At 56.5% G+C, this 20,038-nt stretch carries 17 protein-coding genes; 10 read left to right on the top strand and 7 right to left on the bottom strand.

Going from position 1 to position 20,038, the window contains the following annotated elements; genetic code table 11:
- The first annotated feature begins 95 nt into the window (after positions 1–95).
- The 4 genes from AC1ME2_RS08405 (at position 96) to AC1ME2_RS08390 (ending at position 7,704) form a co-directional block, all read left to right on the top strand.
- Positions 96–2,033, top strand: a complete 1,938-nt coding sequence (locus AC1ME2_RS08405; RefSeq protein WP_480440384.1) for a DUF1302 domain-containing protein — start codon at positions 96–98, stop codon at positions 2,031–2,033.
- Positions 2,034–2,064: 31 nt separating this feature from the next.
- On the top strand, positions 2,065–3,471 hold the full coding sequence (locus AC1ME2_RS08400; protein WP_480440383.1) for a DUF1329 domain-containing protein: 1,407 nt from the start codon (positions 2,065–2,067) through the stop codon (positions 3,469–3,471).
- Positions 3,472–3,670: 199 nt separating this feature from the next.
- The gene (locus tag AC1ME2_RS08395) at positions 3,671–6,412 is read left to right on the top strand and encodes a winged helix-turn-helix domain-containing protein (RefSeq protein WP_480440382.1); all 2,742 of its coding nucleotides are present in this window, start codon (positions 3,671–3,673) and stop codon (positions 6,410–6,412) included.
- Positions 6,413–6,474: 62 nt separating this feature from the next.
- Positions 6,475–7,704 carry an MFS transporter gene (locus AC1ME2_RS08390; RefSeq protein ID WP_480440380.1) on the top strand — a complete coding sequence of 410 codons (1,230 nt, stop codon included), beginning with the start codon at positions 6,475–6,477 and terminating at the stop codon, positions 7,702–7,704.
- 11 nt (positions 7,705–7,715) lie between these two features.
- On the opposite strand, the gene AC1ME2_RS08385 is transcribed toward AC1ME2_RS08390, so the two are convergent.
- The gene (locus AC1ME2_RS08385) at positions 7,716–8,963 is read right to left on the bottom strand and encodes a cyclic di-GMP phosphodiesterase (RefSeq protein ID WP_480440378.1); all 1,248 of its coding nucleotides are present in this window, start codon (positions 8,961–8,963) and stop codon (positions 7,716–7,718) included.
- Positions 8,964–9,466: 503 nt separating this feature from the next.
- Here AC1ME2_RS08385 and AC1ME2_RS08380 point away from each other — a divergent pair.
- Both AC1ME2_RS08380 and AC1ME2_RS08375 read left to right on the top strand, forming a co-directional pair.
- Positions 9,467–10,111: an MBL fold metallo-hydrolase gene (locus AC1ME2_RS08380; RefSeq protein ID WP_480440377.1), complete on the top strand. Its 645-nt coding sequence runs from the start codon at positions 9,467–9,469 to the stop codon at positions 10,109–10,111.
- Between the two features lie 122 nt (positions 10,112–10,233).
- On the top strand, positions 10,234–10,938 hold the full coding sequence (locus AC1ME2_RS08375; protein ID WP_480440376.1) for a YiaD family glycine zipper/OmpA-like lipoprotein: 705 nt from the start codon (positions 10,234–10,236) through the stop codon (positions 10,936–10,938).
- Between the two features lie 289 nt (positions 10,939–11,227).
- Here AC1ME2_RS08375 and AC1ME2_RS08370 read toward each other — a convergent pair whose 3' ends face one another.
- The 3 genes from AC1ME2_RS08370 to AC1ME2_RS08360 all read right to left on the bottom strand — a co-directional run bounded on the left by AC1ME2_RS08370 (position 11,228) and on the right by AC1ME2_RS08360 (position 14,739).
- Positions 11,228–12,133 (bottom strand): acyltransferase, encoded by a 906-nt coding sequence (locus AC1ME2_RS08370; protein WP_480440375.1) that lies wholly within the window; start codon positions 12,131–12,133, stop codon positions 11,228–11,230.
- Positions 12,134–12,194: 61 nt separating this feature from the next.
- Positions 12,195–14,285, bottom strand: a complete 2,091-nt coding sequence (gene pta / locus AC1ME2_RS08365) for a phosphate acetyltransferase (protein ID WP_480440374.1) — start codon at positions 14,283–14,285, stop codon at positions 12,195–12,197.
- 112 nt (positions 14,286–14,397) lie between these two features.
- Positions 14,398–14,739, bottom strand: coding sequence for a DUF3565 domain-containing protein (locus AC1ME2_RS08360; RefSeq protein WP_480440372.1), 342 nt, complete (start codon positions 14,737–14,739; stop codon positions 14,398–14,400).
- On the opposite strand from AC1ME2_RS08360, the gene AC1ME2_RS08355 reads away from it, so the two are divergent.
- The 4 genes from AC1ME2_RS08355 to AC1ME2_RS08340 all read left to right on the top strand — a co-directional run bounded on the left by AC1ME2_RS08355 (position 14,708) and on the right by AC1ME2_RS08340 (position 17,662).
- Positions 14,708–15,193 carry an FKBP-type peptidyl-prolyl cis-trans isomerase gene (locus tag AC1ME2_RS08355; RefSeq protein WP_480440371.1) on the top strand — a complete coding sequence of 162 codons (486 nt, stop codon included), beginning with the start codon at positions 14,708–14,710 and terminating at the stop codon, positions 15,191–15,193. The two genes, AC1ME2_RS08360 and AC1ME2_RS08355, sit on opposite strands and share 32 nt — an antisense overlap.
- Positions 15,194–15,314: 121 nt before the next feature.
- Positions 15,315–15,797 carry a glutathione peroxidase gene (locus AC1ME2_RS08350; protein WP_480440369.1) on the top strand — a complete coding sequence of 161 codons (483 nt, stop codon included), beginning with the start codon at positions 15,315–15,317 and terminating at the stop codon, positions 15,795–15,797.
- 132 nt (positions 15,798–15,929) lie between these two features.
- Positions 15,930–16,541, top strand: coding sequence for a TetR/AcrR family transcriptional regulator (locus AC1ME2_RS08345; protein WP_480440368.1), 612 nt, complete (start codon positions 15,930–15,932; stop codon positions 16,539–16,541).
- Positions 16,542–16,558: 17 nt separating this feature from the next.
- Positions 16,559–17,662 (top strand): NADH:flavin oxidoreductase, encoded by a 1,104-nt coding sequence (locus tag AC1ME2_RS08340; RefSeq protein WP_480440367.1) that lies wholly within the window; start codon positions 16,559–16,561, stop codon positions 17,660–17,662.
- Positions 17,663–17,698: 36 nt separating this feature from the next.
- Here the strand turns inward: AC1ME2_RS08340 and AC1ME2_RS08335 are convergent, their stop codons facing one another.
- From AC1ME2_RS08335 to AC1ME2_RS08325, 3 genes are all read right to left on the bottom strand, one after another.
- Positions 17,699–18,874 (bottom strand): glycosyltransferase family 4 protein, encoded by a 1,176-nt coding sequence (locus AC1ME2_RS08335; RefSeq protein ID WP_480442053.1) that lies wholly within the window; start codon positions 18,872–18,874, stop codon positions 17,699–17,701.
- 77 nt (positions 18,875–18,951) lie between these two features.
- Entirely contained in the window at positions 18,952–19,458 is a 507-nt protein-coding gene (locus AC1ME2_RS08330) for a hypothetical protein (protein ID WP_480440365.1), read from the bottom strand.
- A 71-nt stretch (positions 19,459–19,529) separates the two neighbouring features.
- Entirely contained in the window at positions 19,530–19,862 is a 333-nt protein-coding gene (locus tag AC1ME2_RS08325; RefSeq protein WP_480440364.1) for a hypothetical protein, read from the bottom strand.
- Positions 19,863–20,038 lie beyond the last annotated feature (176 nt).

The raw sequence follows: 20,038 nt of genomic DNA, 5'->3' as shown, positions 1-20,038 counted from the left end.
TCCGGACTGCCCGATGGGCGTTAACACTCAAGAGCACGTGAGTCGGTCTTGGAAAGGCCCCCCGCCATAACAATAAAGCACATGGAGTAGCGTCGATGACATCAGTAAACCAGTTCTGGCGCCGGGCAAAATTGCCTCTGGCCGTCAGCCTCGCTTCTACGCTCGCCGGTCCGGCATTTGGCGTCAGTTTCAATATCGGTGAAATCGAAGGTCAGTTCGACTCGTCGCTTTCCATAGGCGCCAGTTGGTCTACGCAGAACCCCAACCAGAACCTCATCGGTTCCAACAACGGCGGCCACGGCTTGTCGCAGACCTCCGATGATGGCCACTTGAACTTCAAGGCGGGGGAAACGTTCTCGAAGATCTTCAAGGGTATTCACGATCTTGAGTTGAAATACGGCGACACCGGCGTGTTTCTCCGGGGCAAGTACTGGTATGACTTCAAGCTCAAGGACGATGATCTCGACTTCAAGAACATCAGCGACAACGGCCGCAAGGAAGCCGCGAAATCTTCGGGCGCCGAGCTGCTTGATGCCTTCGTTTACCACAATTACGCCATTGGTGATGAGCCAGGCTCCGTGCGGTTGGGTAAACAGGTCGTCAGTTGGGGTGAAAGTACCTTCATCCAGGGCGGTATCAACAGCATCAACCCGATCGACGCGTCGGCTTTCCGTCGTCCCGGCGCGGAAATCAAGGAAGGCTTGATTCCGGTCAACATGTTCTACCTCTCGCAAAACATTACCGAGAACCTCTCGGCCGAGGGTTTCTACCAGATTGGATGGGACCAGACGGTCGTCGATAACTGCGGCACTTTCTTCTCGCAACCAGACGTGATCGCCGATGGCTGCAACAACAACCTGGCCGTATTGAAAAGCCGGGCGGGCCTCAACGGGGCGTTGACTGCAGCGGGCTTGCCGGCACCGGCACGGGGTGCAGTGTTCAATTCGTTGGCCGCCCAGGGCGTCAACTTTGGCAACCCGGACGAAGGTGCGATCGTGGCCCGAGGGTCTGACCGTGATCCTCGCAATGGCGGTCAATTCGGCCTGGCCACGCACTACATGTTCGAGCCACTGGACACCGAGTTCGGTGCCTACTTCATGAACTACCACAGCCGCAACCCGATCTTCAGTGGCAAAGGCGCGCCCGCCAGCGCGTATAACCCTAATAATCTGGTCGGGTCGCTGGTCAGAAATGGTCTCCCGGTAGGGGCTGCTGTGGGATTGGCGCCAACCTTGCTGCCAATGGTGGTAGCCGGCAACTCCAGTTATTACATTGAATACCCAGAAGATATCCATCTGTACGGCTTGAGTTTCTCCACCACTCTGCCGACCGGCACGGCGTGGAGTGGCGAGGTCAGCTACCGTCCGAACGCACCGGTGCAACTCAATACCACCGATATTCTGTACTCCGGTCTGACGCCGTTGAACCCGAATGTCTCGCTGTTGCAAGGCAAACCGGGCGTGGACCAGTCGGGCTATCGCCGTAAGGAAGTCACCCAGTTCCAGACCACCTTCACCCAGTTCTTCGATCAGGTGATGGGTGCCGAACGACTGACGGTCGTGGGCGAAGTGGGCTGGACTCACGTCGGTGGGCTGGAAAGCACCTCGAAAGTCCGTTACGGCCGTGACCCGAGCTATGGCCCAGGTCCTTTGCCTAATGGTCAGTGCGCGGCGCTCAATGCCAGCACACTGGCCGGTGCAGCCCAAGACAACGTCTCGCGCTACTGCGAAAACGATGGCTTTACCACTGCTGACTCCTGGGGCTATCGCGCACGTGCGATCTGGGATTACAACAGCGTGTTCGCAGGTATCAACCTCAAGCCAAGTATTGCGTGGTCGCATGACGTTTCAGGCTACTCGCCAGGTCCTGGTGGCAACTTCGAAGAAGGGCGCAAGGCGGTCAGCCTGGGGCTCGAAGCCGAATACCAGAACACCTACACCGCGAACCTCTCGTACACCAACTTCTTCGGCGGCAAGTACACCACTGTGGATGACCGCGATTTTGTTGCGCTCAGCGTTGGCATGAACTTCTAAGAATACGGTTTTTTTCAGGACGACTATGAACATGAAAATAACAAAGGGTCTGCTACAAGTCGGTGTACTGGGTCTGTCATTGCTGGCGACCGGGGTGATGGCTGCAGTGTCGGAATCCGACGCCGCCAAACTGGGTACAACCCTGACGCCGATGGGTGCCGAAAAGGCCGGAAACGCCGCTGGGACGATTCCGGCCTGGAGCCCGCTGCCAAAGAATGCTGGCGCAGTGGACAGCAAGGGTTTCCTTGCTGACCCGTATGCCCAGGAACAACCGCTGTTCGTGATCACCGCGCAAAACGTCGATCAGTACAAGGCCACACTGTCACCGGGGCAGATAGCGATGTTCAAGCGCTATCCGGACACCTTCAAAATGAAGGTATTCCCGTCCCATCGCGGCGCGACTGTGCCTGATGATGTGTTCGCAGCGATCAAAGGCAACGCGACCAAGACCAAACTGGTCGCCGGTGGTAACGGCCTGGAGAACTTCAAGACGGCGATTCCATTCCCGATCCCGCAAAACGGCGCCGAGGTCATCTGGAACCACATCACCCGGTATCGCGGTGGCAGTGTCCAACGTCTGGTGACCCAGGCCACACCGCAGGCCAACGGTTCATACAACCTGGTTTATTTCAAAGACCAGTTTGTCTTTCGCGATAACGTGAAAAAGTCGGGCGCAGACGACGAGAAAGCCAAGTCGGGTGACGACGATGAAAAAACCGGAGATACCAGCAACATCCTTTTCTACTTCAAACAGGAAGTGACCGCGCCTGCGCGCCTGGCTGGCGGTGTGTTGCTGGTGCACGAAACCCTCGACCAGGTAAAAGAGCCGCGCATGGCCTGGGTTTACAACGCCGGGCAACGTCGCGTGCGTCGTGCGCCACAAGTGTCCTATGACGGCCCGGGTACCGCAGCAGATGGCTTGCGCACCTCGGACAACCTGGACATGTACAACGGCGCGCCTGATCGTTACGACTGGAAGCTGATCGGCAAGCAGGAAATGTACATCGCCTCTGACAGCTATAAACTCGATGACCCAACGCTTAAATACGCCGACATTATCAAAGCAGGCCATATCAACCAGGACCTGGCGCGCTATGAACTGCGTCGTGTCTGGCACGTGACCGCAACCTTGAAAGAAGGCCAGCGCCACATCTATGCCAAACGTGACTTCTTCATCGACGAAGACACCTGGCAGGCGGCGGTGATCGATCACTATGACGGGCGTGGTCAACTGTGGCGTGTGGCCGAGGCTCACTCCCAGAACTACTACAACGTGCAAGTGCCGTGGTACACCCTGGAAACGCTCTACGATCTGCAATCGGGCCGTTACCTGGCGCTCGGCATGAAGAACGAAGAGAAGTCAGCCTATAACTTCAAATTCGAGGCGAGCGTCAGCGACTTCTCTCCTTCGGCTCTTCGTCAGTCGGGCGTGCGGTAACGTGTCGTAGCTGGAAATATACTGAAACGCCCCGACTGGCTCGGGGCGTTTTCTATTCAGGTCCTGTGTTCACTGGCTGCTTTTGACGTTTTTGTAATCCTTTTCCGAATCTTCGGCAAAGACCTACAACAGGGCCGACTTACACGCTAGTCTGCGGACATCTGCAATGCCGATAACAGCACTTTAATAAGAGCCGGCCATGACTGATTTGTCCCGTCTGCAAGGGTTTTCCAGCCACGCGGTTGCTGCGTTGGAGGGCCGTTTTTTTCGACCACCGTTGCCCGAAGATTATGTACTGCGCTCCCGTTTGTGTGAGCGTTTGAGTGCAGGCCTGGCGGGGCGATTGTTGTTGGTCTGCGCACCGGCAGGTTTTGGCAAGAGTTCGCTGGCGATAGAGTTTTGCCAGAGCCTGCCAGATCACTGGCAAAGCCTATGGTTGGGACTGAGCCATCGGGACAGTGATCCGGGGCGATTTCTTGAGCGTCTGCTCGCGGGGCTGCAACAATTTTTCCCGCTGTTGGGTACCCAGGCGCTGGGTTTGTTGAAGATGCGCCAACGCCATCAACCTTTTGCATTCGAAGAATGGCTTGATGGCCTGCTCGATGAGCTGACCACACACCTGACACTGAGCAAGCCCTTGCTGTTGGTGCTGGACGATTACCACCTCGCGCAGGGCCCGGTGCTGGATCGCTGCCTGCAATTTTTCCTTAACCACCTACCCGCCGGGCTGATCGTGATGGTCACCAGCCGCCAGCGTCCGAACTGGCATCTGGCACGGCTGCGACTGTCGCGCCAATTGCTTGAACTCAATGAGCAGGATTTGCGTCTGACGCATGCCGAATCGGTCGCGGTGCTCGATCAGCCCTGCAGTTCGCTGGACGATGAGGCGCTGCAAAGCCTGATTCAACGCAGTGAAGGTTGGGTTGCGGGGTTGCGCTTCTGGCTGTTGGCAGCGTCTGAAACAGGCAAAGACAATGCGTTGCCTCAAGCGCTGCATGGCGGGGAAGGGCTGATTCGCGATTACCTGCTCGAAGAAGTGATCGACTTTCTACCGGCCGATGTTCAGGCGTTTTTGTACGACACTGCCTGCCTGGAGCGATTTTGCAGTGAGCTGTGCGACGCCGCCCGCGAGACGCATGACAGCGCCGAAATGTTGCGTTACCTGCAAGCACATCAGGTATTCCTGGTGCCGCTCGATGAGCAGGGTCGCTGGTTTCGTTACCACCATTTATTTTCTGACTTGTTGCGAACCCGGCCAGGTGCCGAAGCAGGGCTACAGCAACCCCGGTTGCATTTGAATGCCTGTCGTTGGTTCAGCGATCAGGGCCTGCTCGACGAAGCCGTCGAACAAGCGTTGCGTGCCGGGCATCTGGATGTCGCCGCCAATCTGGTGCAGAACCTGTCCGAGGAGCAACTGCTGGCAGAGCAAAATGTGGGCATGCTGCTGCGCTGGAAAATGGACTTGCCCGACAGCCTGTTGATCAGCACGCCGCGTTTGATCGTGCTCTATAGCTGGGCGCTGGGTCTGGCTTGCCAGCTGGATGCCGCTGAAGATCTGGCCAGTCACCTCAGTCGCTTTCTTCCTGCGCCTTCGGCGACCGCGCAAAAATCCATGCTCGCGCAATGGCTCGCGCTCAGCGGGATTATCGCTCGGGGGCGTGGTGACAGTGCCAAGGCCCAACTCTATTGCAATGAAGCGCTGCTCAGCTTGCCGCATAAACGTTATGGTCAACGGCTGACGTGCCTGTCGACGTTGGCCAACCTGGCCATTGCCGAGGGGGACCCGTGGCGCGCACGGGCACTCAATCGCGAGGCCCTTGAACTGGCGCAGCGGGTCGCTAATCCGTTGTTTGAAGCGCTTGCTCATTACGACCGGGCGCGGGTGTTGCAGGCGCGTGGCGAGGTATTGCGTGCACTGGACGAAGTCCACCAAGGGCTGGAGCGGCTCAAGGGTTTGTCCGCTCAACGGCTCTACGCCATTCGTGCGCGGCTGACGTTGTATGAAGGCTATCTGCTGACAATGCGCATGCAGCCTGAAGCAGGACGTGCGCGACTGGTAGCTGGGTTGGCTGAAGCGCGGGCGTGTCGTGATATCAGCGTATTGATCGGCCATTGTGTGATTGCCGGGCTGGAGGGGCGCGACGGCCGTTTTGCCGAGGCCTTTGCTGAGCTGGGTGAGGCCGAGCGCTTGATGCATATCTGGGACGTGCCCCCCATCTATTACTTGGCCATGATCACACTGGTCAAATGCGAGCTGTGGTTGTTGCAGGGCCGCATTGACCTGGCAGAAGCCTGGCTGGTACGTCTGGCGCAAACCTATGGCGGTGATCACGCCGCTGCCGCACCAGAGTGTCATCCGCAATTGCCGCAGCACATCGAATTGCTGCGGGCGGTGCTCGAACGCATTCAGGGGCTGTTGCCCGCGTCCGGGCAACGCCTGCTCGGCCTTGAAAAACAGGCACAAAATGTCGGTGCCCACGCTGTGTACGTTGCGGCACTGACCCAGCAAATCCTGCCGCTGTTGGGCACTGCCTGCGAAGCACAGGCGCGAACACTGCTCACCCGCAGCCTGCAAGCGGCCACCGGTGGCGCACTTTTACCTTTCCACTGGCTGGTGCACGGGCATCCCGACTGGTTACGAGAACAACTGCTGCAAAGCACACCGGGCGCTGTCCGCGACTCGCTACTGGAACGGTTACCGATCCTGGTTACTCCGCGTGAACCCTCTGAGTCGCTGTACTGCGCAGAACGGCTCAGCGCTCGTGAGCGCGCCGTGCTCCAACTCATCGCTCAAGGCTGCTCCAATCAGGAAATCAGCGAGCAGTTGTTCATCTCCCTGCACACCGTAAAAACCCACGCCAGCCACATCAATAGCAAATTGGGGGTAGAGCGGCGAACGCAGGCGGTGGCACGGGCGCAGGAGCTGGGGTTGTTGGGGTGAGGGCGGCCCAGCGCGTTGGAATGTTGTCACTGCGCAGGCGTTAATTAATCAGTTGAAGAAAAATGCTTCGAGCCTTACCACGAGTGGTGCAACTCCAGCTATTGGCGACCCCGTGCAATAGCGCCGGCGGTATCGTCAAGCTCTTTATGCCTTTGTTTTTTTACGAAGCTTATGCGTTTGACTTCACTGTGATTGCTTTACTCATGGCGGCCTATGGCGCCGGGTGCATCGTCGGTGCTTACTCAGGCGGTGTGTTATCTGAATACATTGATTGCCAGTGGGTGTCGGGTATTTCGTTGCTGTTCAGTGGCCTTTTTGCTGCTGCGCTCGCGCTGCATTTACCCTTGGTGTTGCTGTTTTTTGTAGTACCTTTGGTGGGGCTTTTCGATGGCGCGTTCCGCCCGGCCAATTTGCGGCTGGTCATGGACGCCAGCCCGAAGCATTTGCAGATTCGTGTGCAGGGTTTGCATCGGGTTGTGTTCAACCTGGGTGTTGCCTTGGCGGGCGTCATGGCGGGTACGCTGGTCATGCTGGGGTATGGCTACGTATTCCTTTTCCAGGGCGCGCTGAATATGCTCGGCAGCGTGTGTCTACTGGGCTACGCATTGAAACATGCAGGCCGAGTTCGATTGCATGTTGAGGTGGCGACTAACGATCTTCAGCGAGAGGTGTTGGCATTAAAAGGCTCACCCTGGAACGATCGGTTATTTCTTGTGTTCATCGTGGGGCAACTGTTGGCGCTCGGTGTGTTTGATCAAATGTACGGCACGTTTGGCATTTTTTTGCGCGAGCACGCTGAGGCCGGGCCAGAGTGGATGGCTTATCTTTTTTCCATGAATGCATTGCTGGTGGTCTTGCTGCAAATGCCGGTAACGCGCTGGATTGAGCGACACGGGGTGGTGATGGCCTCGCGGCTTGGCGTGGGTCTGCTCAGTTGTGCTTTTTTGTTTCTCAACGTGGGCAGCCATATAGGCTGGGCCATCGTGACCATGTTGACGATCACGGCGGCGGAACTGCTGTTGACTCCCGCGTGGACGTTGGCGGTATTAGAGCGTTCTCAGCATCGTCAGCGCGGTAAGTACCTGGGGGTATTCAGTGCAGGCTGGCTAGGGCATTCGCTTTATGGTCCCAGCGTGGGCGCCTGGTTATACGGGGCCTATGGTGGACCGGCACTGTGGTGGATCTGCGCGTTGGTGGGCGGGACGGTTTTCTTGCTTCACTATTCGACAATCGCTCGTCTGTACACGCGCCCAAATGTCTCTGACCTGCCGGAACGCATCGGGACCTATTAGCCTTTTGGATGTCAATCGAACAGGTTGCCTTTGGCTAATGAGAGGCCTGACCAGAGTTCTTCGGTGTTGGTAATGCCCCAGTCCTCAGCCGACTCAATTTGCACAATTTTGTCTGGTTCCTCGAGGCATGCAAGGTCAATGATCTTATGGGGGATTGTCATCTTGCTGCGTGTTGACAGGAACACTTTAACTTTGGGTGTCAGGAGGGAGTGTTCGTTCTGCTCAATGACTACGCCCATGCGACCGCTTTGCAGGCTGACCAAAGCGCCGGTTGGGTAAATGCCGATGGTTTTAACAAAGCTCTGGAAAATCATTTCATCGAAATGCCCTTTCCAGGAGGCCATTTCGCGAATGGAGTGTGCAGGTCCCCAGCCCTTTTTATACGGGCGCTCAGACGTAACAGCGTCATACACATCGCACACCGCGCCCATTCGGGCAAACACACTGATGTGGTCCCCGGAGAGGCCATGCGGGTAACCTGTGCCGTTGACTTTTTCGTGATGATGCAAACATACATCAAGCACGTTAATACTGACGCCCTCGCTCTTTTCCAGAATTTTAAGCCCCTCTTCAGGGTGGCTCTGGACGAGCTTGAACTCCTCGGGCGTCAGCTTTCCAGCTTTATCGAGGATGGCGCTTGAGATCATCATCTTGCCGACATCGTGCATAAGACCAGCCATCCCTGCTTCACGGACTTGCTCCTCGGTCATCTGCAGTTGTCGGGCTAGAGCAATCATCAATACACACACGGCCACAGAGTGCATATAAGTGTAATCGTCAGACGTTTTCAAGCGCGCAAGACTGATAAGTGCATGCGGGTGTCGAAGTATGGAATGGGTTATTTCATCCACTAAAAAAGCGCCATCATCCAGTTTTATAGCCAGCCCCAGTCTTGCGTCACTGAACATAGTGGTAACGGCTGCTTTGGCTCGCACACAGATTTTTCGGGCCTGGTACAGCTCTTCATCCAGGCTGGCCTTGAGGGTGCTGGCGGGTGGGGGCTGTATGACGGGAAGTATCGGAAGTGTCGGAAGGAGGGGGGCTTCAACTTGCTGGGGTTTATCATCCGTAACCGGAGAATAGCCTTTACTGGTCTCCACCCACACTTCTGTAATGCCCGACTGTTGGATTCGTACAATATCCAAAGCATCTTTTAGTTCAAAGCTGCCTTTCCAAAAAGGATGTGCGACCCACGAACCACAGAGCTTATGTATGTACATGCCCAGAGCAATTTCAGAGGTGGGGATTTTTTTCAGCATCGCCAGATTCCCTGTACGGCCAAGCTTCCTTGCAAGTAAGCCGGTTCTATTTCTGTTACCGCGAAAACAAAACCCGTCACGACGTTTGATGCAGTAGATGACGCGTCAACAGGGCGTCACCTTTTCGAGCGCGCTTGAGGGCGGGATCTACTCGCGATGATTGCATAGTGCCATTATAACCTGCCTGCTCGTGAAAAGCGCGTAAAGCTAAACCGTGGTCTTGTTTCAACTTTTAAGGTCTGATTTATACGATTAAAATCAACCTGTTATGAGCGCTGTGCTCGATGCGTCAATTCTAATGACTGCACGGGTCAGGTTTTTCGTGGCAGAAATCAGTGAGCTACCTGCTGACGTCTGCCTCAGTCGAGTTCCGTGCTGACTGCCAGGGTAAAAGAGGCGTAAACCTCGGGTTTGTAGGTGAGGCGCTCGGTGTATAGGGGGCGCCGCTCGACGGCATGGCCTCTACAATTCAAACTACGCCCATCCATCTTCCGGGAGACCCCATGCAAGCCGTAAAGACCACGCTCATCCGCGAAACCTTCCCCGTCGGTCCTTTGCAGTGCAACTGCACAATAATCGGCGATCCCATCACCAAGCAAGCAATCGTTGTCGATCCCGGTGGCGATCATGAGTTGATTCTTGCGAGGTTGGAGGCATTGGGGTTGCGGGTGGTGAGCATTATTCATACCCATGCGCATCTGGATCACTTTCTGGCGTCTGGCTTGTTGAAAGAGAAGACCGGGGCGACGTTGCATTTGCATCGGGAGGACAAGTTCCTCTGGGACAATCTGGAGATGCAGTGCCAGATGTTCGGTGTGCCTTATGCGCCGGTACCACCGCCGGATCGTTGGTTGGCCGATGATGAGGCATTGGCGTGTGGCTGCGGCGTGGCGTTGCACACGCCTGGGCATACACCGGGTTCGATGAGCTTCTGGTTTGCCGACGCCAAGTTGTTGATTGCTGGCGACACATTATTCAAGCGAGGGATTGGACGCACGGATTTATGGGGTGGCGATCAGGCAACCATCGTTCGTTCTATCAAACAACGGTTGTACTGCCTGGACGAAGAGGCGACGGTGGTCACCGGCCATGGCCCGGATACGCGATTGGGTGATGAGATGCGGGAGAACCCTTACGTTCGGGCGTGAATGTGTTCAGCCGGGGTTAAGGAATTTTTTTCTAAAATGAGGTTCCAATCGCGGCAAGGCCCGCGCCTGACGTTCGTTGCGTCATCGAAAGCGGCCATAGAAAGTAAAACAGGAGTTTCTTAATGTTCACCTCGCGTCGTTTGATTCTTGCCGCTACAACGGTTGCCTTGTTGTCCGGGTGCGCGTCACCTAATCCTTATGACAATCAAGGACAGGCTGATAATTCGGGTGGTATCAGCAAGACCGCCAAGTATGGTGGCTTGGGTGCACTGGCGGGTGCCGTGGCGGGTGCAGCGATCGATCACGGTAACCGTGGCAAGGGTGCGCTGATTGGTGCAGCAGTCGTTGGTGCCGGTGCTGCCGGTTACGGTTATTACGCCGACAAGCAAGAGGCCGCATTGCGCAAGAGCATGGCCAATACAGGGGTGGAGGTGCAGCGTCAGGGTGATCAGATCAAGCTGATCATGCCGGGCAATATCACCTTTGGCACCGACTCTTCGGCTATCGCCAGCAGCTTCTATGCGCCGTTGAACAACCTGGCGGGCTCGTTGAAGCAATTCAACCAGAACATGATTGAAATCGTGGGCTACACCGACAGCACCGGTAGCCGTCAGCACAACATGGACTTGTCGCAGCAACGCGCGCAAAGCGTCGCTACTTACATGACCTCGCAGGGTGTCGATCCTTCCCATCTTGCCGTACTTGGCGCAGGTCCTGACCAGCCGATTGCCAGCAACGCCGACGTAAATGGCCGGGCGCAGAACCGTCGGGTTGAAGTCAACCTGAAGCCCATTCCGGGTCAGCAATACCAGCAGCCACCGCAGTAAGTCAGTATTTTTTATATCTGCGGCTAGATCTGTAGGAGCTGCCGAAGGCTGCGATAAGGTCGGCACGACCTTCAGCGGTCTCAAGAAAGCGACCGGTTTCCGGTCGATCGCAGCCTTCGGCAGCTCCTACAGGGATCAGCGCTTGTCTTAAGATTTTATTTATTTTTCAATTAGTTATAGGTTGTTTGATAAGCACGAATTCATTCGCGAAGGGGTCATTAGGTCCGACATCATGTGTGTCTGACTTGCCGCTATCGCGAATGAATTCACTCCTACAGTTAGTTTGTGCTCAACGCTTCTGTGGGTATTCCCGGTGCAGGCGATCCAGCAGTAAATCCTTGTCTTCCCACAGTCGGTTGATCCACTGCTGGAATTCCAGGCGGTATTCAGCGTCCTGGTCATAGTTGCTGCCGATGAACTGCGGCGGAATTTTTATTTCTTCGAAATGCGCGACCACTTCCCCGACATTACCGCACAGCAGGTCCCAGTAACCTGGGCGCCCGTCAGGGTAGTGAATGGTCACATTGACGATGGATTTCAGTTGGTCGCCCATGGCATCGAGTACAAACGCGATGCCGCCCGCTTTGGGTTTCAGCAGGTGGCGAAAGGGCGAATTCTGCTCGGCGTGCTTGCTCTCGTTAAACCGCGTGCCTTCGACGAAGTTGAATATACCCACCGGGTTATGGCGGAATTTGTCGCACGTGCGCTGCGTTGTCTCCAGGTCTTTGCCCTTCTTCTCCGGATGCTTGGCCAGGTAGGCCTTGGAGTAGCGCTTCATGAACGGGAAGCCCAACGCCCACCAAGCCAGGCCGATAACCGGCACCCAGATCAATTCCTGTTTAAGAAAAAACTTCAGCGGACGAATGCGCCGGTTGAGCACGTATTGCAGGACCATGATGTCGACCCAGCTTTGATGGTTGCTGGTGATCAGGTACGAGTGCTGATAGTCCAGCCCTTCAAGCCCGCTCAGGTGCCAGCGCGTGTTGCCCATCAGCTTCATCCAGGTTCTGTTGTTGCTGATCCAGGCCTCATGAATGTGGCTCATCAGCCAGTCGGTTAAACGCTGGGCAGACGGGAAGGGCAGGCACAGCTTGAAGATGGCGACGACGAACAACGGTGTGCAGCAAACGATGGTGTTAAGCGCCAATAGCAGCGAGGCAATGACGCCGCGAAGCGGGGCAGGCAAAAAGTCCATGCGAGGCGAGGCTCCAAAATAGTTCAGGTTCCGCCGGGTTTCCCGGCGGCTGTCATTGGGGTCAGGAAAGGTTGGCTGCCTGGATCGCTGTGAGGGCGATGGTGAAGACGATGTCGTCGACCTGGGCCCCACGCGGCAGATCGTTCACCGGTTTGCGCAAACCTTGCAGCATTGGGCCGAGGCTGACGCAATCAGCGCTGCGCTGCACGGCTTTATAGGTGGTGTTGCCGGTGTTGAGGTCCGGGAACACAAACACCGTGGCGCGTCCGGCGACCGGGCTGTTGGGCGCCAGTTGATGAGCAACGGTTTCGTTCGCGGCGGCGTCGTACTGCAGCGGGCCGTCGATCAAAAGATCGCTTTGGGCCCGATGCGCCAGTTGCGTTGCCTCACGGACTTTTTCCACTTCTTCGCCGCTGGCCGAATCGCCGCTGGAGTAACTGATCATCGCCACCCTGGGTGTAATGCCGAAAGCCACCGCCGAATCGGCGCTTTGCAGGGCGATTTCAGCCAGCTCGCTGGCGCTTGGGTGCGGGTTCATGATGCAGTCGCCGTAGACCAGTACCTGTTCTGGAAACAACATGAAAAACACCGACGACACCAGCGTGCAGCCTGGCGCGGTCTTGATCAGTTGCAGGGCCGGGCGGATGGTATTGGCGGTTGAGTGAATGACGCCGGAAACCAGCCCGTCGACTTCATCAAGCGCCAGCATCATGGTGCCGATCACCACGGTGTCTTCCAATTGCTGTTCGGCCATCGGTGCATTAAGGCTCTTGCTTTTGCGCAGCTCGACCATGGGCGCGACATAGCGTTCACGGATCAGGTCCGGGTCGAGAATCTCCAGCCCTGCGGGCAGTTCAATGCCCTGGGCCTGGGCCACGGCATAGACTTCTTCAGGCTTGGCCAGTAGCACGCAACGGGCGATGCCGCGGGCCTGACAGATGGCCGCCGCCTGGATGGTCAGCGGTTCACTGCCTTCCGGTAGGACGATGCGCTTGTTGGCGGCCTGTGCGCGCTGGATCAATTGATAGCGAAAAACCGCCGGGGACAGGCGCATTTCCCGAGGCGTGCCGCAACGCTGGTGCAGCCATTTCGCGTCCAGGTGCCCAGCGACAAAATCGGTAATGATTTCCGCGCGTTCGCGGTCATCGATAGGGATCTCTTTGTTCAACTGGTTCAACTGATTCGCCGTGTCATACGAGCCGGTACTCACGGACAGCACGGGCAAGCCTGCTTGTAGCGCGCCACGGCACAGCTCCATGATCCGAGGATCAGGCACCATGTCGCTGGTCAGCAACAGGCCCGCCAGTGGCACGCCGTTCATGGCGGCAAGGCTGACGGCGAGGATGATGTCGTCGCGATCGCCAGGCGTCACCACCAGTACCCCTGGTTTGAGCAGCGACACGGTGTTGAGTACGGTGCGTGCGCAGAGGATGACTTTGGACATGCGCCGTTGTTCATAATCACCAGCGTTCAACACCTGCGCGCCGAGCAGATCAGCCACATCGCGGGTGCGTGGCGCGTTCAGGTCCGCCTGGAACGGGATGCAGCCCAGCAGGCGAAACTCGCCACTGCGCAGCAGGGGCGAGTGTTCCTTGAGACGTGCAGCAAAGGCTTCCATGGTTTCATCTGTGCGCACTTTGTTCAAAATCACGCCGAGGACTTTCGGGTCTTTTGGGCCGCCGAACAGCTGCGCCTGCAATTCGACCCGACCGGACAGTTCGGTCAGCACTTCATTTTCCGGTGCTGAAACCAGAATCACTTCTGCGTCCAGGCTTTTCGCCAAATGCAGATTGACCCGTGCGGCGTAGCTGGCATGGCGGGTGGGGACCATGCCTTCGACGATCAGCACGTCTTTGCCCACCGCCGCTTGTTGATACAAATTGATGATTTCTTCCAGCAGCTCATCCAGATGACCGTCGCCGAGCATCCGTTCGACGTGGGCCAGGGCTAATGGTTTAGGGGGCTTGAGGCCGTGGGTGCGTGCGACCAGCTCGGTGGAGCGCTCTGGCCCCAGATCCCCCGGATGAGGTTGGGCAATGGGTTTGAAAAAGCCGACCTTGAGCCCTGCGCGTTCAAGCGTGCGCACCAGGCCCAGGCTGATAGAAGTCAGACCCACACCGAAGTCAGTGGGGGCGATAAAAAAAGTTTGCATGCGGGCTTCTCAATTGAGCAGTGCAAGGGCGGCTCGGATCAGCCAGCCAAAATACCGGTTTACGTCACTGACTCTTTTTGTAAATTACAGGCGCGCTATCGATCGCGGCGCCTCAGTGGGGCATAAGACTATCGCTATCCGGGCGCTGCGCACACCAGCCGCAGCTAAAGCTTTTACCAATTCGTTGTTGCCGCTGCGCTGGATCAAGCACCCAGGGCCTCGATTGCCATGGCGGTTGATGGCGCAGATGCTGAGTGTGGCCGCAGGAAAGCACGGCAATCCAGTGCCCATCCTCGTCCTGACGAAACTCAAGGAGTGTCGGGTTTTGCAATCTGGGCCGTCCGTCAGAGTTACGTTCGCTTTCGGGCGATTGCTTGGTTAGACTTGAACGTTCTTCAATCTTAAGCAAAAGGTCTCGCCCCATGCCGATCGCCGCCAACAAGGCAGTCTCCATTGACTATACCCTGACCAACGACGCTGGTGAGGTCATCGACAGTTCCGCCGGCGGCGCGCCGCTGGTTTACCTGCAAGGTGCAGGTAACATCATTCCGGGCCTGGAGAAGGCTTTGGATGGCAAGAACGTCGGTGACGAACTGAAAGTGTCCATCGAGCCGGAAGACGCCTATGGCGAATACCTGGCCGAATTGGTCAGCACCCTGAGCCGCAGCATGTTCGAAGGTGTCGACGAACTGGAAGTGGGCATGCAGTTTCACGCTTCCGCCCCGGACGGCCAAATGCAGATCGTGACTGTCCGTGATCTGGATGGTGATGATGTGACCGTAGACGGTAACCACCCTCTGGCCGGTCAGCGCTTGCATTTCGACGTAAAGATCGTCGAAATCCGTGATGCCAGCCAGGAAGAAGTTGCTCATGGTCACGTGCATGGCGAAGGCGGCCATCATCACTGATTTGTGCTGCTAAGCTCAGTTAGCCGGCAAGGCGCCCAGGCAGGTGTGTGAAGACGACTGGCTCGTTTTCATGGCCTGATGAGGGCGCCTTTTTAGTCAGCTAGTTATTTGGGAGTTCGTCATGAGTGCTTTTCACGACACGATACTAAAAGCTCTGGATGGCCAGGAACTGCCTCTCGCGCCCCTCAAGGGCAAAGTCGTGCTTGTGGTCAATGTCGCCTCAAAGTGTGGTCTGACGCCGCAATACGCGGAGTTGGAAAAGCTTTACCAGAAGTACAAGGATCAAGGCTTCAGCGTGCTGGGTCTGCCGTGCAATCAATTTGCCGGTCAGGAGCCTGGGTCCGAAGCGGAGATTCAAGCGTTCTGCACCCTGAATTACGGAGTGACCTTTCCGTTGGGCAGCAAGCTTGAAGTGAACGGCGCCCATCGTCATTCGCTGTACCGGCTGCTGGTCGGTGAAGGTGCCGAATTTCCCGGCGACATCACCTGGAACTTCGAAAAGTTTCTGGTAGGTAAAGACGGGCGTGTCCTCGCACGATTTTCGCCCAGTACCTTGCCAGAAGATCACGCTGTGGTTCAGGCCATTGAAAAAGCCCTGAGCTGATCAAGCCGTTCTGCCAGCCGGGTTGCCATTCGAGCACGCCCGGCAAGGTTTCCCCTTCGCAACTTCTATCGCTAAATCACCCAAATCAATAGTGCTGGAAAAAGCGAGACGACCGGTCATATGCTCGGCGCCATGAGCACATCCATTCGACTCGACAAGCGTGATCTGATCCTCGCCAAAGGCGCCCACCTGATGACCCGTCGCGGTTATCACGGTACTGGCGTGCTGGAGATCGTTCAAGCCGCAGGCATTCCCAAGGGCTCGTTCTATCACTACTTCTCCAGCAAAGAAGACTTTGCCGTGCAGGCGCTGGAGTATTTGTACGCGCCGCGCTTGCTGCGTTACGCCGCCGCCTTGGCCGACCCTGCGCGCAGCCCGCGAGAACGGCTCCTGAGCTACTACCGCGACCTGCTCGATCACTTTTCTCGTCAGGAGAAACCCGAGTATCACTGCTTTATCGGCAGTTTGAGTTTCGAAATGGCGGACGACTGTCTGCCCATTGCCAGCCATGTTGAAAGCATCCTTAAGCGGTCGGTGGCCATTCTTGCCCAATGCCTGATGGCTGCGCGTGAGGCGGGTGAGTTGCCGTGCAATACAGACTGCGCCGCGCTCGCCGAATTTATAGCCAATGCCTGGGAAGGGGCATTGATGCGCATGAAAGTGGGGGGCCGTGTGGCCTCTCTCGAGATTTTTCTGAACCAGCTTGAGCGTCTGTTGGCGCCGGGCCCCACTGATACCGATTGATTATCGAGGAGCGTCACATGCCCGCCAAAGCCCTGTTCAAACCCTTTCATTTGGGCCGTTTGCAATTGCCGTCCCGCGTGGTCATGGCCCCCATGACGCGCTCATTCTCCCTGGGCGGTGTGCCCAATACCAAGGTCATCGAATATTACCGTCGGCGTGCTGCCGCAGGCGTAGGCCTGATCATCACCGAAGGTACGACGGTCGACCACAAAGCGTCTAACGGTTACCCGAACGTCCCGCAGTTTTTCGGTGACGCACCGTTGGCTGGCTGGAAAAAAGTCGTGGAGGCGGTGCATGCCGAAGGCGGCAAAATCGTTCCACAACTGTGGCATGTAGGCAGTGTTCGGCGCATGGGCACCGAGCCTGATGCCAGCGTGCCAGGTTATGGGCCTACGGAAAAACTCAAAGATGGTCAGGTCGTAGTGCACGGCATGTCCAGGCAAGATATTCAGGACGTGATCGGCGCCTTCGCTCAGGCGGCCAAAGACGCCCAATCGATTGGCATGGACGGCGTGGAAATCCATGGTGCCCACGGCTACCTCGTCGATCAGTTTTTCTGGGAAGGCACCAATCAGCGTACGGACGAATACGGTGGCGATCTGGCCGGTCGTTCGCGTTTTGCCGTCGAATTGATCGAGGCGGTGCGTGCTGCGGTCGGCCCTGATTTTCCGATCATTTTCCGTTTCTCGCAGTGGAAACAGCAGGACTACAGCGCACGTCTGGTGCAGACGCCGGAAGCGCTGGGTGAGTTCCTCAAGCCGCTGTCGGATGCCGGCGTGGATATCTTTCATTGTTCTACACGTCGCTTCTGGGAACCCGAGTTCGAAGGTTCTGATCTGAACCTGGCCGGCTGGACCCGCAAGCTGACCGGTAAACCGACTATCACCGTGGGCAGCGTCGGGCTTGATGGCGAGTTCCTGCAGTTCATGGTCAATACAGACAAGGTCGCGCAACCGGCGAGCCTGGATAACCTGCTGCAACGCCTGAACAATGACGAGTTCGACCTGGTAGCGGTAGGCCGTGCATTGCTGGTGGACCCGGACTGGGCGGTGAAGGTACGTGATGGCCGCGAGCAGGACATCCTGCCGTTCAGCCGTGACGCCTTAATGACCCTGGTCTAAAACCTATGGGTGCGTGGGGGACGTCCCCCCACGCACCTACAATAATTGCCCTATGGGCAACGCCTTGTTGCCCATCTCACACGCGCTGTGTAACTGCCTTTCAAACACATCAATAATCGCTTCCCATCCCTGACGACTGGCGTGTTGCCGTGCATTCAAACGGACCCTGCGCAGGTTTTCGCTTTCTTCCAGCACCCAACACGCCGCTTCGATAAACGCCTGTTCATCCCCCGGCATCGCTAGCGCGCCATTGTGGCCGTGACGAATATGCTGAGCCGCTGCGGCTTTGTCGTAAGCGATCACGCCCAGCCCGGAGGCCAGCGCCTCAAGCACCACATTGCCAAAGGTTTCAGTCAGGCTCGGAAATACAAACAGATCCCCCGAGGCGTAGTGCGTTGCCAGCGTTTCACCGCGTTGCGTGCCGCAGAAGATCGCTTCCGGCAACTGCTGCTCCAGCGTCGCTCGTTGAGGGCCGTCGCCGACGATAATCAACTTCATTGTTTGACGAGGATAGGCCGTTTGCAGGGCGTCAAAGCTGGTTTTGAGCAGGCCCAGGTTTTTCTCGGACGCGAGCCTGCCCACATGCAGCACGGCAATATCCCCGACCTTCAACCCCCAGCTTTCACGCAATGCAGCTGAACGCTTCGAGGGATGAAACAACTGACTGTCGACGCCCCGGGACAGCAACTCGATCCGCTCAAACCCTTTGCGTTCCAGCTCCATTTTCTGACTGATGCTGGGCACGACGGTTATCTGTGAGCGGTTGTGAAACCAGCGCAAATAATGCGTCAGCATGCGGGTGATAAACCCGAGCCCGTAGTCGTTGGTGTATTGCTGAAAGTTGGTGTGAAAACCACTGACTACGGCAATCCCCAAGCGCCTGGCCGCGCGCAATGCCGACAATCCCAATGGCCCCTCCGTGGCGATGTACAGCACGTCCGGCCGCTGCCGCGTCCAGCGCCGCAGCAGCTTATGCACCGACGATTGCCCCCACTGCAAACCGGGATAACCCGGAATCGGCCAGCCCCGACACAGCAACAGATCGGCATCGCCGGTACGATCGGGATCTTCGTTGTAGCGCGGACGCACCAGTTCTACACGGTGGCCACGCAGACGCAGCCCGTCGCACAGCCGACCAAGGGTATTGGCCACGCCATTGATCTCGGGTGGGAAGGTTTCGCTAATCAGGGTGACATGCAGGATCGTGCTCATGACGCGAGTGTCGGCTGAGGTCATGTCGCTTATGTGGTGATTTGATGATGGATTTGTGACAGTGGTGGGCGGGCAGTTTACCAGTTGGCCATTTCACGAAACTTCTGCGGCAATCCATCATTGAAATCGAGTATTTTTTCCAGGATTTTTACTGGCGGTGTACCTTTTGCTATTTCTGATTCGTAAAGATGAGTGCGCTGCTTTTGCATCGAGAGCATATTTTTTGCGAAATACAACGTTGTCTCATCATTCACAATCTCCCCTGTCGCGCAGTAGCGAATAATAGGGTAGTCAGTAAGGTCATGCATTTCTCCGTTGAGAGAAGTGTAGGTATAGGCATTAGCCAACCGCGCCGCCTCTTGCGGATCGTTATTGGCTCTGTCAAAAAGGAAACTCCTGAGCGATACGCTTTTAGCGCTTCTGGTGTGTTCTTTATCCGTTTCGGAAGCTGTGACTGCCTCGCTGAAGGTCTGCATGAATGACTGGCCCGCACTGTCCGTGGTTCGTCGGGACGTTGCATCTTTAACGTCTGGTCTGGCAGTCTCAACCGGGTTGATTAAATTGACCGAGGTCTCAATACGCATAAGGGTTCCTTGTGAAAGGTATTCAATACCGAATGACCAAGCAGTATTGGCCATCGAAGGCTGGCGTTCTGTCAGTTTAATAACCTTGAATGGGGCGATGCTATTTTCTCCAGTGCTGTCGGGGCGGGTGTATAGTTCTTATCTCCATTCAGTGGTTTATCGCTTACATCATTCTGCATGAACGCCGTCGAGCGGGGCAGTACGAGTGCTGTCAGTGTCGCCGGTGCCGGTTGATATGTTTTTTCTTGAGTTGAGTTATATTCACTCATTGCACTGTTTAATGTTTGTACGAACCTTGAGCGCGGCTCGACTAATCTCTCGAGCGCTGCGGGTGCGGGCCCAGCGATGGTTTTTTGAATGCCTACAGCCGTTTGGGTCGGATTGATACTGGATTCAATGGGCATAATGCCTCCTGGTTTTTTTTAGTATGAGGAGAGCAATAAAGGTGCCAGTTTTTATCGGGGGGCGTGTAGCGCGGGGGATGAGTTATAGAGTGCGGCTATTCTGTGCGATAGAATAGTTGTCCTACAGAAAGTCCTACACGTAATTATTTGTAGGGCGTGGGCAGGTTGTTGCCCCC

It is taken from the genome of Pseudomonas sp. ASL9, from assembly GCF_056680335.1.
The sequence above is the reverse complement of the archived record's forward strand: the minus strand, read 5'-3'. Positions and strand labels throughout refer to the sequence as shown.

Excerpts from the sequence above, each read along its gene's own strand:
- AC1ME2_RS08405 (WP_480440384.1), top strand. The coding sequence starts at position 96 with ATGACATCAGTAAACCAGTTCTGGCGCCGGGCAAAATTGCCTCTGGCC.
- AC1ME2_RS08400 (WP_480440383.1), top strand. The coding sequence starts at position 2,065 with ATGAAAATAACAAAGGGTCTGCTACAAGTCGGTGTACTGGGTCTGTCA.
- AC1ME2_RS08395 (WP_480440382.1), top strand. The coding sequence starts at position 3,671 with ATGACTGATTTGTCCCGTCTGCAAGGGTTTTCCAGCCACGCGGTTGCT.
- AC1ME2_RS08390 (WP_480440380.1), top strand. The coding sequence starts at position 6,475 with ATGCTTCGAGCCTTACCACGAGTGGTGCAACTCCAGCTATTGGCGACC.
- AC1ME2_RS08385 (WP_480440378.1), bottom strand. The coding sequence starts at position 8,963 with ATGCTGAAAAAAATCCCCACCTCTGAAATTGCTCTGGGCATGTACATA.
- AC1ME2_RS08380 (WP_480440377.1), top strand. The coding sequence starts at position 9,467 with ATGCAAGCCGTAAAGACCACGCTCATCCGCGAAACCTTCCCCGTCGGT.
- AC1ME2_RS08375 (WP_480440376.1), top strand. The coding sequence starts at position 10,234 with ATGTTCACCTCGCGTCGTTTGATTCTTGCCGCTACAACGGTTGCCTTG.
- AC1ME2_RS08370 (WP_480440375.1), bottom strand. The coding sequence starts at position 12,133 with ATGGACTTTTTGCCTGCCCCGCTTCGCGGCGTCATTGCCTCGCTGCTA.
- pta (WP_480440374.1), bottom strand. The coding sequence starts at position 14,285 with ATGCAAACTTTTTTTATCGCCCCCACTGACTTCGGTGTGGGTCTGACT.
- AC1ME2_RS08355 (WP_480440371.1), top strand. The coding sequence starts at position 14,708 with ATGCCGATCGCCGCCAACAAGGCAGTCTCCATTGACTATACCCTGACC.
- AC1ME2_RS08360 (WP_480440372.1), bottom strand. The coding sequence starts at position 14,739 with ATGGAGACTGCCTTGTTGGCGGCGATCGGCATGGGGCGAGACCTTTTG.
- AC1ME2_RS08350 (WP_480440369.1), top strand. The coding sequence starts at position 15,315 with ATGAGTGCTTTTCACGACACGATACTAAAAGCTCTGGATGGCCAGGAA.
- AC1ME2_RS08345 (WP_480440368.1), top strand. The coding sequence starts at position 15,930 with ATGAGCACATCCATTCGACTCGACAAGCGTGATCTGATCCTCGCCAAA.
- AC1ME2_RS08340 (WP_480440367.1), top strand. The coding sequence starts at position 16,559 with ATGCCCGCCAAAGCCCTGTTCAAACCCTTTCATTTGGGCCGTTTGCAA.
- AC1ME2_RS08335 (WP_480442053.1), bottom strand. The coding sequence starts at position 18,874 with ATGAGCACGATCCTGCATGTCACCCTGATTAGCGAAACCTTCCCACCC.
- AC1ME2_RS08330 (WP_480440365.1), bottom strand. The coding sequence starts at position 19,458 with ATGCGTATTGAGACCTCGGTCAATTTAATCAACCCGGTTGAGACTGCC.
- AC1ME2_RS08325 (WP_480440364.1), bottom strand. The coding sequence starts at position 19,862 with ATGCCCATTGAATCCAGTATCAATCCGACCCAAACGGCTGTAGGCATT.